This window comes from Bacillus sp. FSL W8-0183, from assembly GCF_038006825.1.
GTDB classification, from domain to species: domain Bacteria; phylum Bacillota; class Bacilli; order Bacillales; family Bacillaceae; genus Bacillus; species Bacillus altitudinis.
Genome location: NZ_JBBOVY010000001.1, coordinates 567,969 through 584,457, shown reverse-complemented (window position 1 = coordinate 584,457; position 16,489 = coordinate 567,969). Strand labels below are relative to the sequence as shown.

At 43.1% G+C, this 16,489-nt stretch carries 15 protein-coding genes; 5 read left to right on the top strand and 10 right to left on the bottom strand.

What is annotated here, in order from left to right; translation table 11 throughout:
* Positions 1 to 56 precede the first annotated feature (56 nt).
* Positions 57 to 2,243, bottom strand: coding sequence for a DNA topoisomerase III (topB, locus tag NSQ64_RS03005; protein WP_341014990.1), 2,187 nt, complete (start codon positions 2,241 to 2,243; stop codon positions 57 to 59).
* A gap of 471 nt (positions 2,244 to 2,714) precedes the next feature.
* Here topB and NSQ64_RS03000 point away from each other — a divergent pair, with 471 nt between their 5' ends.
* On the top strand, positions 2,715 to 3,011 hold the full coding sequence (locus NSQ64_RS03000; protein ID WP_008347156.1) for a DUF3817 domain-containing protein: 297 nt from the start codon (positions 2,715 to 2,717) through the stop codon (positions 3,009 to 3,011).
* 58 nt (positions 3,012 to 3,069) lie between these two features.
* On the opposite strand, the gene NSQ64_RS02995 is transcribed toward NSQ64_RS03000, so the two are convergent.
* Positions 3,070 to 5,319 (bottom strand): hypothetical protein, encoded by a 2,250-nt coding sequence (locus tag NSQ64_RS02995; RefSeq protein WP_341014988.1) that lies wholly within the window; start codon positions 5,317 to 5,319, stop codon positions 3,070 to 3,072.
* Positions 5,320 to 5,479: 160 nt separating this feature from the next.
* On the opposite strand from NSQ64_RS02995, the gene NSQ64_RS02990 reads away from it, so the two are divergent.
* Both NSQ64_RS02990 and NSQ64_RS02985 read left to right on the top strand, forming a co-directional pair.
* Positions 5,480 to 5,698, top strand: a complete 219-nt coding sequence (locus tag NSQ64_RS02990; protein ID WP_082708258.1) for a hypothetical protein — start codon at positions 5,480 to 5,482, stop codon at positions 5,696 to 5,698.
* Between the two features lie 13 nt (positions 5,699 to 5,711).
* A complete protein-coding gene (locus NSQ64_RS02985; RefSeq protein WP_008347162.1) occupies positions 5,712 to 5,894 on the top strand; it encodes a hypothetical protein in 183 nt (60 codons plus the stop codon).
* Positions 5,895 to 6,488: 594 nt separating this feature from the next.
* On the opposite strand, the gene NSQ64_RS02980 is transcribed toward NSQ64_RS02985, so the two are convergent.
* Positions 6,489 to 6,911 carry a pyridoxamine 5'-phosphate oxidase family protein gene (locus tag NSQ64_RS02980; RefSeq protein WP_008347166.1) on the bottom strand — a complete coding sequence of 141 codons (423 nt, stop codon included), beginning with the start codon at positions 6,909 to 6,911 and terminating at the stop codon, positions 6,489 to 6,491.
* 293 nt (positions 6,912 to 7,204) lie between these two features.
* On the bottom strand, positions 7,205 to 8,074 hold the full coding sequence (locus NSQ64_RS02975; protein WP_024720227.1) for an SDR family oxidoreductase: 870 nt from the start codon (positions 8,072 to 8,074) through the stop codon (positions 7,205 to 7,207).
* Between the two features lie 155 nt (positions 8,075 to 8,229).
* On the opposite strand from NSQ64_RS02975, the gene NSQ64_RS02970 reads away from it, so the two are divergent.
* Positions 8,230 to 8,841 (top strand): class I SAM-dependent methyltransferase, encoded by a 612-nt coding sequence (locus tag NSQ64_RS02970; protein ID WP_341014985.1) that lies wholly within the window; start codon positions 8,230 to 8,232, stop codon positions 8,839 to 8,841.
* A 16-nt stretch (positions 8,842 to 8,857) separates the two neighbouring features.
* Here NSQ64_RS02970 and NSQ64_RS02965 read toward each other — a convergent pair whose 3' ends face one another.
* The 3 genes from NSQ64_RS02965 to NSQ64_RS02955 form a co-directional block, all read right to left on the bottom strand.
* A complete protein-coding gene (locus NSQ64_RS02965) occupies positions 8,858 to 10,945 on the bottom strand; it encodes a BglG family transcription antiterminator (RefSeq protein WP_008347174.1) in 2,088 nt (695 codons plus the stop codon).
* 121 nt (positions 10,946 to 11,066) lie between these two features.
* Positions 11,067 to 12,149, bottom strand: a complete 1,083-nt coding sequence (locus tag NSQ64_RS02960) for a C45 family autoproteolytic acyltransferase/hydolase (RefSeq protein ID WP_024720224.1) — start codon at positions 12,147 to 12,149, stop codon at positions 11,067 to 11,069.
* An 87-nt stretch (positions 12,150 to 12,236) separates the two neighbouring features.
* The gene (locus NSQ64_RS02955) at positions 12,237 to 12,869 is read right to left on the bottom strand and encodes a GDSL-type esterase/lipase family protein (protein WP_268383576.1); all 633 of its coding nucleotides are present in this window, start codon (positions 12,867 to 12,869) and stop codon (positions 12,237 to 12,239) included.
* A 413-nt stretch (positions 12,870 to 13,282) separates the two neighbouring features.
* Between NSQ64_RS02955 and NSQ64_RS02950 the strand changes: the two genes are divergently transcribed.
* A complete protein-coding gene (locus tag NSQ64_RS02950) occupies positions 13,283 to 13,918 on the top strand; it encodes an FMN-dependent NADH-azoreductase (protein WP_024720223.1) in 636 nt (211 codons plus the stop codon).
* A 34-nt stretch (positions 13,919 to 13,952) separates the two neighbouring features.
* Here NSQ64_RS02950 and NSQ64_RS02945 read toward each other — a convergent pair whose 3' ends face one another.
* The 3 genes from NSQ64_RS02945 to pxpB are packed head-to-tail and all read right to left on the bottom strand — an operon-like array spanning position 13,953 to position 16,488.
* Positions 13,953 to 14,726 carry an IclR family transcriptional regulator gene (locus NSQ64_RS02945; protein ID WP_341014980.1) on the bottom strand — a complete coding sequence of 258 codons (774 nt, stop codon included), beginning with the start codon at positions 14,724 to 14,726 and terminating at the stop codon, positions 13,953 to 13,955.
* A gap of 14 nt (positions 14,727 to 14,740) precedes the next feature.
* The gene (locus tag NSQ64_RS02940) at positions 14,741 to 15,745 is read right to left on the bottom strand and encodes a 5-oxoprolinase subunit C family protein (RefSeq protein ID WP_341014978.1); all 1,005 of its coding nucleotides are present in this window, start codon (positions 15,743 to 15,745) and stop codon (positions 14,741 to 14,743) included.
* On the bottom strand, positions 15,742 to 16,488 hold the full coding sequence (pxpB, locus tag NSQ64_RS02935; RefSeq protein WP_024720220.1) for a 5-oxoprolinase subunit PxpB: 747 nt from the start codon (positions 16,486 to 16,488) through the stop codon (positions 15,742 to 15,744). Before pxpB ends, NSQ64_RS02940 begins: the two co-directional genes overlap by 4 nt.
* Position 16,489: the final 1 nt, after the last annotated feature.

The following is a 16,489-nucleotide window of genomic DNA, read 5'->3' as shown; positions in this document are numbered from 1 at the left end:
TCAAAATACTCGAACAAACAAAAAACCCATGCGAATTCACATGGGTTTTTACACAACTATTGATCTAATTTTAGTTTCTTCAATTGTTCTGCAAGTGCGTTATTGATTGGTTCTTCCACTTTCTTTTGTTTCTTCATATATTTGGACACATCGTGCTTACTGGCTCGTTTTTGATTGGATTGTGATTTGCGTTTTTCGAAAACAGACAGTTTCTCTCTATGACCACAAACACAGGCAAATATTTTGCCATCGCCTTCTCCGCGCAGCTCAAGCTTTTTATGACAGTTCGGGCAGCGTGCATTTGTTTTCTTTGCCACATTTTTTCGATGTCCGCATTCTCTATCCTGACAAACAAGCATGGTGCCGTTTTTCCCGTTCACTTTTAACATGAGTTTTCCGCAGTCAGGACAATGTGTGCCTGTCATGTTGTCATGCTTAAAGGTTTGGTTCGTTTGTTTGATTTCAGATACGGCTTGTTTTGCATATGACTTCATTTCACTCATGAATTGAGAAGCTTTCAGCTGGCCTTTTGCAATTTTAGAAAGCTTTTGTTCCCATTCCGCTGTTAACGCCGGAGACTTTAAGTCTTCAGGCACTAAGGAGAGCAGCTGCTTCCCTTTCGATGTGATGAAAATGTCTTTTCCCTTTTTCTCGATTAAAAAGCTATTGAACAGCTTTTCAATGATATCCGCTCTTGTGGCAACTGTCCCTAGACCGCCTGTTTCACCAAGGGTTTTCACTAGTTCCTTTTCCTGATTCTGCATAAATGCAGCTGGGTTCTCCATAGCAGATAGTAAGGTTGCTTCATTAAAGCGGGCAGGAGGTTTCGTTTCTCCAGTTGTTTCTTTCAGCTGGCGTACTTCAAGTGACTGCCCTTCTGAAAGCAGCGGCAGATGCTGATCTACTTCGACTGATTCCTCGTCTTCATAGGAATCATCATACACGGCTTTCCAGCCGGCTGATTGTACGGTTTTTCCTTTTGCCGTGAAGGTTTCACTGCCTATCTTGGCAAACACCGTTGTTTCCTCGTATTCAAAAGGATTCATGAGTACAGCAAGGAATCGTTTAGCAATAAGATCATATAATTTACGCTCTTTATCACTTAGTGCACCTGGATACAGCTCTTCCTCGGTTGGAATGATCGCATGGTGATCTGACACTTTGGCATCGTTGACGAATCCTTTATGTGCTTTAATGCCTGATTGTAAAATGCGATTCACATGCTGCGCGTAAGGTCTAACGTTCATTCCTTTGAGTCGATCTTTTAATGTAGGCACGATATCTGCCGAAATGAAACGTGAATCCGTACGAGGGTACGTGACGAGCTTATGCTGCTCATACAGACGCTGAAGTGTAGACAGTGTTTCTTTTGCTGAAAAACCGTAGCGTTTATGGGCATCACGCTGCAATTCTGTCAGGTCATACAATCCTGGAGCAAAGGATTTTTTCGCTGTTTTTCTCAGTGCATCAATCACCGCAGGTTTTCCTTTACAGGCTGCCAAGCGCTCCTTCACTACATCCTCTTGGAATGTACGGTTTTGTTTTGTCTTTGCATCCTGCCAAGTCAGCGTCAGTCCGTCAACTTGTGCAGTCAGCCCAAAGAACGGCTTCGGCTGGAATTGCTGAATGTCTTCCTCTCGCTTGGCGATCATAGCAATCGTTGGCGTTTGCACACGTCCACAGGATAACTGCGCATTGAACTTCGTTGTCAGCGCTCTTGTTGCGTTGATCCCTACAATCCAGTCTGCCTCTGCACGCGCCACCGCAGAGCGGTACAAGTTGTCATACTCTCTGCCGTCTTTTAATCGTTTGAACCCTTCTTGAATGGCTTTGTCTGTAACAGACGAAATCCATAGACGTTTTAGAGGCTTTTTCACATGTGCTTTTTCAAGAATCCACCTTGCCACAAGCTCCCCTTCACGTCCAGCATCTGTTGCGATGACAATGTCTTTTACATCTTTTCTCGCCAGCTGCGCTTTGACCGCTTGGAACTGCTTCCCTGTCTTTTTCATCACGACAAGCTTGAGTGGTTCTGGAATAATTGGTAAATCCTCTAGGCGCCAGGATTGAAATTCTTTCCCGTAGCCTTCTGGATCAGCCAGTGTCACCAAGTGGCCAAGCGCCCACGTGACAATGTATTGATCTCCTTCTAAGAAACCATTTCCTTTTTTATGACACTTCAGCACACGTGCAAGGTCACGTCCTACTGAAGGTTTCTCTGCTAATACAACTGTTTTTGACACGAAATTTCACATCTCTTTCTTCTATCCATCCTTTTATTATAGCAGACGTGGAGATGCGGTTCTAATGGCTGAACATAAATGAGAAATAGAGCTGAAATACTAGTGTAAAGACAACACACTTGAAATAGAGACATATCTACACTGAAACGTATTCAGAAAGTACCACGAAATTAGAGCTTGTAGTGCCGCATAGACACCAACCCGCCAAATTTTCGTTCATCATATGTTTTCCAGTCATACAAAAAAACCCTCTGTATTCAAAAGGCGTTAGAAAAAAGAATTTAGCATTTATGCCCTAGCTCGTTTCATTGATATCGATTAATCTTTAAAATCCATCACAGCTGCAATTCTCCCATTTTTTAAAAATAACATGAACATATTTTGAATTTTTCGTAGATTATCGCATGTTCAGGCGGTCTTTCGTTTATATTAGAAGATGAGAAACTAGCTTTTATACAGGAGGATTTGTATATGCATACAAGTATCAGCCGTCTGAGACAGGCGGGTTTTATTGAGGGTATGTCTCTTTTAACCCTTCTTTTAATTGCCATGCCTCTAAAATATTTTGCGGATATTCCGATGGCGGTCACCATTGTGGGCTCTCTTCATGGCGCATTGTTTGTCATCTATATGCTCATTTTGGCATATGTGACCTTTAAAGTTCGCTGGCATTTGAAATGGTCCATCGCCGGATTCTTTGCGGCATTCATTCCTTTCGGCAACTTCGCCTATGATAAGGTGCTTCGCCAGTATGATACAAAAGCTTAATCAAAAGGGCTAAAACGAAATTCGTTTTAGCCCTTTTTTCACGCTGGGGAACGCTTTTTTAAATCGATGCATATTTCACAATGGCTGCTTGACGCGTCATGTCGTGATACGCCATCCATAATTCATCACCAGGCAGTACGCTAGTGATCGGATCGATTGGCTGTTTCACTTCATACATCACGCCATCTCTCTCAATCTGAATGATCGCTAACGGCTGGTTGCCGATGACACCGGAAAATGAGACATGGGTCACTTTTGCACTTCCTTGTTTCTCTTGCATAAGACTGATTTCTTTATCCAGCTCTTCTTGTTTTGTCTGCATCGTGATTTGAGTTCCTGGCGCGACCTCCATATGATCAGGGATGAATTGACTGACCGTTTTTGTGATGGATTGATCTCCGCTAGAAACCGTCACATCCAGCATAATAGGCTTCTGATCATGAATTGTGACTGGATATTGCTTCACCCGCTGGATCGTTCCTGTTAATGTCACGTCTTTTCCCGCACGATTCCGCACTTCATGCCCATAGGCTGCCATTTTCAACTGACCGCTGATGACAACGAGATCGGCTTTTTCTCCTGTTCTAAACTCAAAACCAGCGGCTTGAATCATCGGAATGGTATACCTTTTCTGATCTGCTTCAAATGTAAGTGATAAGACGGTGCCTCGTCCTACGGTTCCATATGATTCTATGTTTCTTAAAATAGCGCCTTTGATGAACTTTGGCTCGCTCGGCTGCGAGAAGTCACCCTCTTTTAAGAGCATTGCTTTTTTCTTTTTCGGATTGTAGAGAATGGCGATACGCTGACCCGGTTGCGGTATCTGAGTATAGGATACAACCGTTTTAACCGCCTTCTCGATATTTTCCCCATCATATTGAAATTGAAGCTGCATGTTGACCAGCGGCTGTTCATTGATGTAGGTACCCGTTTCTTTGACAGATACAATATTGGCTTCTAATGTGACACTGTCTTTTATCTTGTTCTTTCTCACCAGTCTCAAAATCGGCGGCAGGAAGATCGCTAGCACAAATAACAGCAGTGGGATAAAGAGCCATATCGCCCAGTTGAGAATGAGTGGTCCGCCCTTCATGACATATTGTATAAAGGTGTCAACAGACGTTTGGTGGGCTGGACTGGCATTTTCGATTGAGATGACCTTTTGCAAAGGGAATTCCTTTAGCTGTTTGCTTTTCGCCTCAAATGCCCCCGTTAATTGGTTGCCAAGTGAATAATAGAGCCAATCACTCTTCACATTTTTATGAAAAGAGAGATCTTCTTTTTGTAAAGATTCATATGACAACGACTGAAAAAGCTTGCTGGCAGACGTCGCCTTATTCGTGCGGTGATTATAAATATAACCAGTCAGCTTGCCTTTTGCTTCGTCCTTTGCTGTAGAGCCTGCAAGAAGAACTTCTTCTTCATTCAGCTGGTAGATAAAGGTTTGGTAAATCGGTTTTGGTGTTGGGACGACTTCCCCAAGCCTTCCCTCTGCATCCACTTTCCTTGGTCTTTTTGGATAGTTGGATTCGACAGCGACAGCAACGTTTTGTGATGATCCGATCGTTTTTTGCAGCTGCTGCACGACTTTATCTTCAATGAGGCTAAACGGTTCAGCACTTTTGGAGACATAGACCCCAAGCTGATGCTTCTCGTTTGAGATTCCGCTGACATACGCCTTCTGGTCATTTTTCAAAGTCAATTCAAACATAGGGAATGGGGTCTGCCCTCTAAAAGAATTCATGACGACATCGATGGAAACAGGTCTTGCTGGCAGCTTCAGCTCGTTGAGATTGTGGACATGAAACTGACCATTCTTTAGCTCACCGAGGACCGCAGCAGCGCCTTCCTTTTCTCCTGTAAACAAGAGTCGTCCATTCCATTGATATGTATTCGTTTTTAAAAATGAGGGAATCTGTAATTTTTGCTTAACGAGTTCTTTCTTTGCTCCGCTTGGAGACAGTTTCTCGATCAACAGCCGCTCGTCTTTATTTTTTAAAGCAAGTAAGAGGTTGTTACCTTGAGTGGATGGCAACATTTCATTAAACGTATCGCTTTCCGTGGTCCATTCACTGATTTTTTTTCCTGATTGAGGATCATACATTGCAAAATGGAGCTGCTGGTTTTTTGATACAGCACTCACCACTCGTTTTCCTTCATCGAATGTAAATATTTGTTTGACGTCATATTGCGTCGCTTTCCCTGCTGACAAATCATCTTGGTAATGGTTCCACACCAAGACACTAAGAATGATTGCTGGAATAAAGAAGACAATATACCTGAGGAAAATCACTGGTATTCTTTTCACTTGATCGCTTCCTTTCATGGAGTTCCTTTTTCTTATACGTCAGTGCAGCGAGAATGTTTCATGCTAGCAGAATACCATTCCAACTTTCTAAATCCATATTTTACATATTTGATTATTTACGATAAAATCCAATCAGATTCAAAAAAAGGATGTTATCTCAATGGATAAGCTATCATCGATCATTCTAGCGGCTTGGCTGCGTGTTCCCCGTTGGTTCAAGCAAGGGGTGCTCGTATCTATTACCATTTTCTTTTTTTATATGTGCTTTGTAAAGGGGCTGACTAGCTGGTACACCTTGCCGCCTGTTACTTTGCTCGCATGCGCCATTTGTTCCTTCTTCATCTGGTTGGTGTGGCTAAACAGTCAAAAAAATAAGTAAAAAGGAGAATTTCATGAAAGAATCCATCTTTTATTTTGCTATCTCTTTTGTTCTTCAATGGGTTTGGTTTGGGGTTGTGCATCCAGATAGAGGTGTGACACTGCTGGACATGTTGATCTTCTCTATTTTGTTTACGGTGATGTTCTTTTTTATTGGCCGGATTTGGAGGTATCAGAAGAAAGGGCGAAGTGAGTAATGATGAAGCATTCCCTCTTTCTGTCGATGAGTGTTCGTTGTTCTATTGTTGGCGGCGGATCTTTTTGAAGGAGATATCATGCGGACGGTGTCCGCATTTATCTTCCTTTTTCCTATTTTATTGTTTAAAACGTAAAAAGGCTGCCAAATAGATGGCAACCCGTTTCTTACTCTTTTCATGCAAATAAATAATCAATGTTTAATCTCCGTCACGGAGTGTATGAATTAAGATTCGATCATATCAGTGTGTCATATGTGTTCCGAGTGAACCTACGTTTGAAAGTAAACGCCATGGAAGTTCTGGATAACAAGACAACGAAAGCCCTACCTCTCATTCGTCCTTACGGCTCCGAAGCCGTGCCAGTGTGAATTGTAAATCAAAACGTCTTTTTTCCATTCTTCCGCTTTTATAGGGGGGCGGTTGCAGAAGGAAAAGAATAAGTTTGTTCGCTTTGACAGCGTCTCGTTCTTATCAAGTAGAAGCTCTATTGCTTCTCATTATGTCATAGAAAAAAGAAAGTTTACTTTCTTTATTTATTTGCTATTTCAACACTTAATATAAAACTATAACACGTTCCCCCAACTTACGCAAGTGTTAAAGTGATAATTCTGCTGGTGTCCGGTTTCCTTCGTTCATATAACGAATGGAGGTTGGGTCAATCTTAAGGATCACTAAGTTTGGATCATCTTTTCCTTTAAACCATTTCTCCATCTCATCAGACCAAAGGCGGTCGATCAGTTCTGGATCATCCGTTAATGTGGCTTTACCTGCGATTTCTGCATATGTGTCCCCAAATCCTTCACCTGAATAACCAATGAGAATATGAACATTCGGATTTTTTTCAATCTCATCCGCTTTATGTGTTTCTTTGCTTGTTGGTGTATATAATGTCAGCCCTTCATGAAAAAAAGTCATATAGCGGGTATGCGGCTTATCTTGTTCAACAGTCGCCAATGTTCCCACTTTTTGTTCGTCTAATAAGTTCATTACCTTTTGCTTTAACTCTTCTTGTGACATGTATCTTCACTCCTTCAAAATGTCATCCGTACTCTTAGGTTTCCACGACAATCCATTCATTAAACAAAGAAATGTGTTTTTCATAAAAAGACATCTTCTAGCTGATGCTATAAAAAACGGATACATTGAAGGGGGAAGTTGAATATGCATCATGAAACGATGTTCCATTTGAGTTCACTTGTTATTGCAGCGGTTGTTGTGGGCATTATCATATGGTCTGTCTCATCTGTACAGAAGAACCGGAAGAAATACTAAACACACCGCCCAATCAAATCTGGGCGGCGTGCTATTGATCATGTATTCATAAAGGAACCGCCGTTGACATGAAGTGTCTGTCCCGTCATATAAGACGATTCGTCCGAAGCAAGCAGTACATAGCAGCCTACATGCTCCACAGGCTGTCCTGGTCTTCCCATTGGGGTCTCGGCCCCGAAGCTTTCGACACTGTCTTCATCAAATGTAGATGGGATGAGTGGCGTCCAAATTGGACCGGGTGCTACACCGTTTACCCGAATTCCATCTTTCACAAGCGACTGTGCCATAGAACGAGTAAAGCCGTTGATGGCCCCTTTTGTCGCCGTATAATCAATGAGCACTTTGTTGCCTCGATACGGGTTAATAGATGTTGTATTAATAATGGAACTTCCCGGTTTTAAGTAATCGAGTGCCTTCTTCGTAAAATAAAAATAAGAATAGAAATTGGTTCTAAAGGTTTGGTGAAGCTGTTCACTAGAAATATCTTGAATACGTTCTTTCGGATGCTGTTCGGCCGCATTATTGACTAAGATGTCCAGCTGTCCAAAGGCTTCAACTGTCTTTTCTACCGCTTTCTCACAAAAGGCTTCGTCCCCGACATCCCCTGCAATTGTTAAACATTTGACGCCTTCCTGTTCTACACGTTTTTGCGTATCCTCTGCATCCTCATGTTCATTTAAGTATACGATCGCGACATGAGCTCCTTCTTTGGCATACGCAACAGAAACGGCACGTCCAATTCCGCTGTCTCCACCTGTAATCAGCGCTACCTTACCTTTTAGCTTACCAGACCCTTTATACGATTCATCCTCATAGATCGGGGCAGGATTCATTTCTCTTTCACTGCCTGGCTGCTGATCCTGCGTTTGGCGCGGAATGCCATTTGTTAAGTATTCACGTAAATCCATGTGTAAGCTCCTCCTTGATTTGTTGATGTATCCTTTCATTACCACTTCATTTTTTCACTCAAACATCCCTATGCGTCATCGATGCGTTTTGAAAATTGACAGGTTTCAGGATGGGAAAAATCGGTTACATAAACATAAAAAAGGAGCGTTCTCACATGCTGTCAACCATTTCTAAAACCTTTAGCAGACCAAAAGGCTGGCTCGGAAGCATCGCAGGTTTTATTATGGCAAATGAAAATAAGGCACTGAATCAATGGGCGATCCAGCATTTAGATTTATCAGATGGTGAAAACATATTGGAAATAGGCTATGGCCCCGGCTATAGCATCAAACATATGCTCAAGTATTATGACGATCTTCACATTGATGGACTAGATGCTTCTTCAACTATGAAGGAACAGGCGCATTCGCGTATAAAGAAACGATCCAAAGAGAAGCAGGTCCGGCTGTATGTCGGGAAAATTGAAAAAACACGCCTGCCGGCGGATCAGTATGACAAAGTACTTTCTGTTAACAATTATACGATTTGGGATGACCCAAAGGCTGGCGCACTCAACCTTTATCACACCTTGAAACCGGGCGGAACACTCGTCATTGTGATGCAACCAAGAGAAAAAGGAGCGGACGCCAATCGAACAAAAGAAATGAGCGAAAGCATCCTCAATGATTTAGAATTTGCTGGATTTGATCAGTTTTCTGTTGAATATGAGGAGATTCGTCCCACCCTTGCTGTCTGTGTCACAGCAAAAAAGCCGAGAAGCGAATAAGCTCTCGGCTTTTTTCTTACCATTTTGCCTCTTTGACAAATTGATAAAAAAGTTGATGTAATTTCTGTTCAATCTCTTCCTTTGTTCCTTGTCCATAAAGTGCCATGCTTTCTTCGCTTTCAATGATGGATGAACTGATCAGGCTAAACATTTCAGACCCTTCTTTGCCAAGCTCTAGCGGCGCTAGCATGAGGAGCATTCTGGACATAAGCTGCTGCCCGCCATCCATGCTTTTGATCTCGTATGCCTCATCAAGATCATAGATATGAAAGACCGGTTTCTTAATGAGATCATGCTTTAAGTGAAAAAGAGCAAACTCGGTTCCTGGAATGCCTAAACCACCTTGCTGCTCACGCTCAAGCAAACCGGCTGTCACTTCGTCTGCACGTTCTAAATAGCCTTGACTTTCAACCTGACGCATCAGCTCTCTCATTGTTGACTCATGCTGCTCCGTCGTCTTCTTTTTTTCGATTGTAAAATGGGACAAGATGCTGCGAATCACTGACATATAATTCGTGATTTGCTCTGCCATCCCTATCATATCAACCGTTTCCTCCACCGATTCTTTTGCAGATTCCTGCGCTCTTTTTTTCTCAATCAGATAAGGAATTTTTCGTTTAATATGAGACTTGACCCGCACCGCGTCATCCTCGTTTAAGAGCGGGCTGACCATAATGTAATCAATATGCTCATAGGGGATCGGCACGGTTGATACGATCATGTCATAGCTTGCAGCGTCGATTTCCTTTAGCTCCATTAAGGAAGATAGATCGAATTTGGCGATCTCAGGCAATTCTTTTTTTAATCGTGATGCGAGCATTTTTGACGAACCGATACCGCTTGAGCAAACGACCAATGCATGAATCTTGGTTTCTTCTTTTTTAATTTCAAGCACCGAACCAAAATGAAGCACGATAAAGGCAATTTCATCCTCTGGAAATTCGATCTCAGGAAAGAAGCGCTCCACACCTTCTTCAATCGCCATGAACAGCAAGAAGTAGTCTTTTTTTATTTGTTGTGTGAGCGGATTATAAATCCGCATCTTTTCTTTTAATCGGTTCATAGCTGGTTCAAGATGAGACACGAGTCCCTCATACAATGAATCGTTTTCATTTAAATGATAGCCTGTTTTATGAGAAATAAAGTCAATGAGTTTCTTCGTTCTCAGCGCGATATCTAACTCAATCTCATCAATGCGGTATTCTGCCGTAAAGCTTCGATTTGCACTGCGCAAATGGATGGTCATGTATCCAACTTCAGCTTCAGGAATCTCTACATTAAACATGCGTTCTAATGCTCGTGCGATTCTGAGTGAAGATTCAAATTCCTTCGTCCGCTTTAATTCAAGCAATTCTTCCTCTTCCATCCGAATGGTTTCACCAATTTGAATGCGTTCAATGGCATAGGTTAAGTGAACGACAAGTGCAATATAGGCACTATCTGACAAAGAGAGAGAGAGTCTGTTTTTCAAATGAAAGAGCAGCCTTTCTACCTTGAGCAGCTGTCCTCGACTGACTACCCCAAACACCTTTTCAGTCGCTTTCGTTCGATGTTTAATATTCATCTCAATCGTTTCGAGAAATAATTGAATGTCGAGACGGTCCACGATCAGGTTCCCGACAATTTTTCGTTTGGCTTCCTCCGGTCCTTTTAATTCAATGCCGTACCCACGCTTGCGGATAAGCAGTAAACCGTAAGGAGCGATCCAGTCCGTCAGTTCATCTAAGTCGTAGCTGATGGTCGCATTTGTGACCTGCAAGTCAGCTGCAAGTGTATATAATTTCACCGGTTCTTTTGCTTCAAGCAGGGCACATAGGATTAAGAGCTTCCGTTCATCAGAACTATATTCAATTTGGTCTTCATTTGAAATATGAGACAGAAGCCGCTGTTTGTCTTCCTGTTCACCGACCGCCTTCAAGCCCTTCCCCGGCTGTTTATCAAGTGATAGGTTGTAATTCTTTAAAATAGGTTTAATGGATTTAAGTTCTCTATGAATGGTTCTTGTACTTACTTGAACAGAATCGGCGATCTCACGAATGGTGACATAACGATTTTGCTGAATCATATATTTGATCACTTTCTGTTCTCGTGCCGTTATGTACATGAAATGCCTCCTTCTGCTTAAATAGGTCTATTGTCACACTTTAATATAAAACGCTTTCACTGATCGATGCAACCTGAAGTTGATCTAAATTTGGCACACAGGCTGTGACAAAATGAAAGACTCACACGTTTCTCCAAAAGGAAGGTCCATAATCCTTTTGATGAAATTGAATCGTTTGTTCATGAAATGGCAGTGTGCCCCCGACCTTTAATGAATAGGTAGGATTATAGACGGGAGAGCCAAAGCAATACTCCATCGTCCCTTCCTCCGGCCGAAACATGACGGTTCGCATCGTCCCAAACAGCTCTTCATAATTGTGTACAGTCAGACCAGCAGGGTATTCTGTCTGAAATAGTTCCGTAAGAGACTCGCTTGACGGCTGTTCTTCTAAAGCTTGAATTAACATGTCGTACCTGACAACAGAATGATGTTTCGTCAACCCTTTTGCCGTGTGATCAGCGAGCGGATGGTTCGTAGCCGCAATAAATCCACGCTCCGGCCTTCTCACCTTTTTTTGCCCATCTATCATTTCAATCACAGCCGCCTCTCCCTTCCGGTCAGCAAGCATGAGGTGAACATTAGACGCGACGGGCATTTCCTGTACCAAACGGACGGCATCCTCCACCGTTTTACAGGACTCTAGCACAGCACGAATGACATGATATACTTGCAAGCCAGCAACAGCCGGCGGCTTTAAGCCTGGTTCGTTGCCAACAGGCGGACCGCATGCAGAAAATGTTACCGATAGACCATGCTCATTCATCCCATCCGATCGACCAAATAAGATTAATGATGAGCCTGTATGGACTGCTGAGCCCTTCACATGTGTAGATACAAGACGCATATCATCAAACAGCGGAGAAAAATCATAGTTGCGAAGCATCACCGTCTGTTGATTGGCAGCCTCATTCCCCTGCATCACACAATGGGAACAGCCTGGCTGAAGATGCGAAGAATAGAAAAAGGTCAAATCGCTTTCATCTATTTGCATTTCATCACAAAATCCCGAGAGCTCTTCTTCTAACTGAGGAAGAAACGGTCGAATCAGCTGCTTTGTTTCCTTCACAGCCTCTTTTGATAACGGTTCTGATTGAATGTATTGTTTCTTAAGCAAAGGGCGTTCCTTCAGCCAAATAGCCTGCTGCTTTCCTACCTCATAAGCTGTTCCTTTCAATTCATGAAAATACGCACTCATCTCCTGCATGCATGCACCTCTTTTGTCTTTGTTTCTTTTATCATATCGAAACAGCCCTTCATTTAAAAGAATGAAAAAAACTGTAATCCCGCGGGATCACAGTTGCTTAGCGGATTTTTGAAACAGCGCTTCTGCCATTGCTTCATATCCTCTGTGGTTTGGATGAAATTGATCAATCGATAAGTATGCGCTTTGATGACCTTCAAATACACCGTAAATATCCACCACTTCTACATGTGGATTCGTAGCAAGCTGGCGAAGGTGATGGTTGTATTGCTTCAGCCATCTCTCGGCGATCGGAATCTCAGGAAAAGGATTATATAAATTCAATAAATATACGCAGTATGGTTGATGCTGCCCTCTTTTTATCAGGGCGATTTCTTGAACCATTTTGCTGAAATTCACCTGACAATGCATAGACGCTTGCAGCAGTGTCTTTTCATCTTCACCTTTTTCATACTGCAGAACAGCTTGAACAAGATCATTCCCGCAGCCTGTGATGGTGATGATGTCAGCATGAGCAATCGCCCGTCTTACATCAGACCGCTGAAAAAGCTGCAAGATTTCTTCCGTTGTTAACCCTGATTTCGCAAATACGGACAGTTTCACCGGTATATGCAGCTTCTTTTCAAGCTTCGCCGCATATCGCTCCGTAAAACCGCCGCCAAATAAACGTGCCCCCACCCCAACCGTTAAGGAATCTCCAATCGCAACATAGGATCGTCCCACTCTTATCCCTCACTCTCTCCTGCCTTCTCTTATATATACGAAAAAGAAGAAGAAATGCTTGTAGCAGATGGCTTAAAGGCATCCACCTTTTTTTCAAAGACGCAGGATGAGCGCATTTACAAACACTTTACTTGCGATATCGATCCATTTTTTGTTCAATGGAAGTAGGGTTTTTTGCTTAAATCGCGGACTTGAAGCGTTTCAGAAAAATTTACAAACTTTTTATCTTGATTTCAAGACTTTATACCTTGACTTCAAACTATATAGTGATTACAATGAAAATATCAGTTTTTATGTAACTGTGCTTGTTACATCTTTTTCATAGCATTCCAATATGATTAAAGATGCCACATATTCAGTGTATCTTTGGGATACGCTAAAAAAATCATTGAAACAGGAAGGATTGAATGAACATGGCAAAAGTTTTATACATCACTGCACATCCGCATGATGAAACAGTTTCTTACAGTATGGCTACTGCTAAAGCATTTATCGAATCTTATAAGGAAGCAAATCCAAGTGACGAGGTTGTACATATCGATTTGTACAAAGAAAACATTCCTCACATTGATGCAGATGTATTCGCTGGATGGGGCAAGCTTCAATCTGGTGCTGGCTTCGATACACTTTCAGCTGAAGAGCAAGCGAAAGTTGCTCGCCTAAACGAATTAAGCGATCAATTCGTTTCTGCTGACAAATACGTATTTGTTTCACCACTTTGGAACTTCTCATTCCCACCAGTTCTTAAAGCATACATCGACTCTGTTGCTGTAGCTGGTAAAACATTCAAATACACTGAACAAGGTCCTGTTGGATTACTAACAGACAAAAAAGCGCTACACATCCAAGCACGTGGCGGATACTACACTGAAGGTCCTGCTGCTGAACTAGAAGCAGGTCACCGTTACCTTGGAACAATTGCAAACTTCTTCGGTATTCCTTCTTTCGAAGGTCTTATTGTTGAAGGTCACAATGCTGAGCCTGCAAAAGCAGAACAAATTAAAGCAGATGCGATCGAACGTGCAAAAGCTTTAGGTAAAACTTTCTAATCATGAACACGCAAAAAGCCAATGATCTTAACGGTCATTGGCTTTTTATTTGTTCAGTTGCAAAACCTAACTCTTTTGAAATGCCGCTGGCCGCTTTTTTGACCTGCTCAATTAAATAAGGAAGCCGTTCCTTTTGATAGCCGGCCTCAAACCCTGCAATACTAATGCCTGCTGCCACTTCTCCGTGATGATTGAAAATGGGCGCTCCAATAGCCGCAGTATAGTTTTCAAGCTCTGAATAGCTTAACGTATATCCACGCCTGTTTGATTCTTCGATCATGTTTCGCAGGACATCTTTATCGGTAATGGTTCCGATCCCGATTTTCCCGAGCTCTACCGAATCAATATAGGCAAGTCTCTCTTCCTCTGGCAAAAAGGAGAGAATACTTCTCGCACAAGCTCCCGCATATAATGGGGATCTTCTTCCGACAGCGGTATAGAGCCGGACAGGCTGCGTTCCTTCCATTTTCTCCACATAAATGGCTTCATCTCCTTCACGAATAATGAGCTGAACAGCCTCACCTACCTCATCACGCAAGTTTTCCATAAAGGGCCTTGCAATTCTACGGATATCAAGGCGGTCTGCGACAAGCTGACCGTATCCAAGGAACATCAATCCTAATCGGTAAACACCTGAAGGATGCTTTTCTAATAACCCCATATCGGCTAACGAGTTGGCCATTCGGTGTACAGATGTTTTGGGCATGCTCGAGAGCTCAATCATGTCATTTAACGTTAATTGTTCGTGTGTGATAAAAAGCCGTAATATCTCCATTGATTTCACAACAGTTTTATTTGTGTTCTGCATGTTCCTCACCTTTTCTAAAACGAAAATGCTTCGAGTTTTAATCTTGCCGTCAGGTCCTTCATCTCTGCTTCTTGTGTGAATAAGGCTTTCTCTGCTTCTTGGCGGTCAATTTGTTGAAACGTGAGATTCGCTCCAGGCATCGCCTGCGCAATGAGCGGCAAATCGACTGTTGCCACCTCACCAATTCGGGGATATCCACCTGTCGTTTGACGATCTGCGAGTAGAATAATCGGCTGGCCGTCAGGAGGAATTTGAATAGAGCCAAAAGCAACCGCTTCTGAAATCAATTCAAGTTTTTGCTTTAAACGAATCGGTTCCCCTTTCAATCTGCATCCCATACGATCAGATTGGGGAGTGACCTGATAAGACCGCTCGAAAAAAGCTTGCTGCGATTCTTCCTGAAAATGAGATAAATGTCTGCCTGCAAGCACCCGAATGACTGGTGATTTCCCGAGAGGCAAAAAATGCGCATGATTGACTGTCCAGTCTGGCGCACGTTCCCCTTTGCTTTTTAACATGTGAACGAGGCGCTCCGCCAGTGGTGACGGTTCTCCAATTGGCAGGACGTCTCCTTTTTCTAGCGGACGCCCTTCTATTCCGCCTATCTTCGCTCTGACGTACGTACTTTTACTTTTCATCACCGGCTCAACATCAAATCCACCGGCTACAGCGAGGTAGGAGCGGCATCCCCTCTTACAAGGGCCAAAGGTGATCGTGCTTCCTGCTCGAATGAAGAGTGGTTTCCATAGAGGCGCTTGTTCCCGGTCAATCTCAATCTCCACATCAGCACCGGTCACGGCGATCAGCTGATCCTTCTGACATGTCAACACTGGGCCGGGCCCCATTAAAGTGATTTCCAGCACCGCTTCGTTTTCTTGATTCCCGGTGAGGATGTTGGCGATTCGGAGTGAGAGCGGGTCCATGCTGCCGCTCGTTAACACACCGTACTTCTGATAGCCTATTCTCCCTTTATCTTGAATGGTGGTGAACATTCCTGGCTTGATGACATGCATACTCAACGATCTTCCTCCTTCATGCTGAAAAATTCCTTTTCAGACAGTTGAACAAATCGAACCTCGTCCCCTGCCTTTAGTAGACTAGGTCTCTCAGCATTCGGCCGAAATAAGGACAAAGGGGTTTGTCCAATGAGCTGCCAGCCTCCGGGTGTAGATATCGGATAAACCCCTGTCTGCTTCCCCGCAATACCCACAGACCCTTTTGGAATCGACATTCTTGGTGTTTGTCTGCGCGGAGCTGCAATTTTTTCAGAAAGTCCGCCTAAAAACGGGAACCCAGGAGCAAACCCAATCATATAGACAAGATACGTCCCGGAGGTGTGAATGCGTACAACTTCTTCAGGCGTCAAATCATTGATACGGGCGACTTCTTCTAAGTCAGGGCCGAGCTCTCCTCCATAACATACAGGAATGTCGACGATCCGGCGCTTTGCCTGATTCCCCTCCTGCCAGTTGTCTTCAAGGAGGTTTTCAATATAATCTTTGACCCATTCATACGGAGAGATCGCACGTTGCTTAAGCTGAGCAGATTGATACACCTTATAGGGCTCATAAAAGACGGTCACATTTGTAAAAGCTTGAACAGCTTCCACATATCCTTCAAATGGATGCTGTTCAATACATGAAAACAGCTGCTTCACACGCTCATGAATGTCTTCACTTATGTCAGTCCCGGCTTGGATGACAATGGCTGCGTCTCCTAGCGGATGGAACGTGATCGTATCTTTTATCGTTGAAAATGCCACT

Excerpts from the sequence above, each read along its gene's own strand:
- NSQ64_RS03000 (WP_008347156.1), top strand. The coding sequence starts at position 2,715 with ATGCATACAAGTATCAGCCGTCTGAGACAGGCGGGTTTTATTGAGGGT.
- NSQ64_RS02990 (WP_082708258.1), top strand. The coding sequence starts at position 5,480 with ATGGATAAGCTATCATCGATCATTCTAGCGGCTTGGCTGCGTGTTCCC.
- NSQ64_RS02985 (WP_008347162.1), top strand. The coding sequence starts at position 5,712 with ATGAAAGAATCCATCTTTTATTTTGCTATCTCTTTTGTTCTTCAATGG.
- NSQ64_RS02980 (WP_008347166.1), bottom strand. The coding sequence starts at position 6,911 with ATGTCACAAGAAGAGTTAAAGCAAAAGGTAATGAACTTATTAGACGAA.
- NSQ64_RS02975 (WP_024720227.1), bottom strand. The coding sequence starts at position 8,074 with ATGGATTTACGTGAATACTTAACAAATGGCATTCCGCGCCAAACGCAG.
- NSQ64_RS02970 (WP_341014985.1), top strand. The coding sequence starts at position 8,230 with ATGCTGTCAACCATTTCTAAAACCTTTAGCAGACCAAAAGGCTGGCTC.
- NSQ64_RS02965 (WP_008347174.1), bottom strand. The coding sequence starts at position 10,945 with ATGTACATAACGGCACGAGAACAGAAAGTGATCAAATATATGATTCAG.
- NSQ64_RS02960 (WP_024720224.1), bottom strand. The coding sequence starts at position 12,149 with ATGCAGGAGATGAGTGCGTATTTTCATGAATTGAAAGGAACAGCTTAT.
- NSQ64_RS02950 (WP_024720223.1), top strand. The coding sequence starts at position 13,283 with ATGGCAAAAGTTTTATACATCACTGCACATCCGCATGATGAAACAGTT.
- NSQ64_RS02945 (WP_341014980.1), bottom strand. The coding sequence starts at position 14,726 with ATGCAGAACACAAATAAAACTGTTGTGAAATCAATGGAGATATTACGG.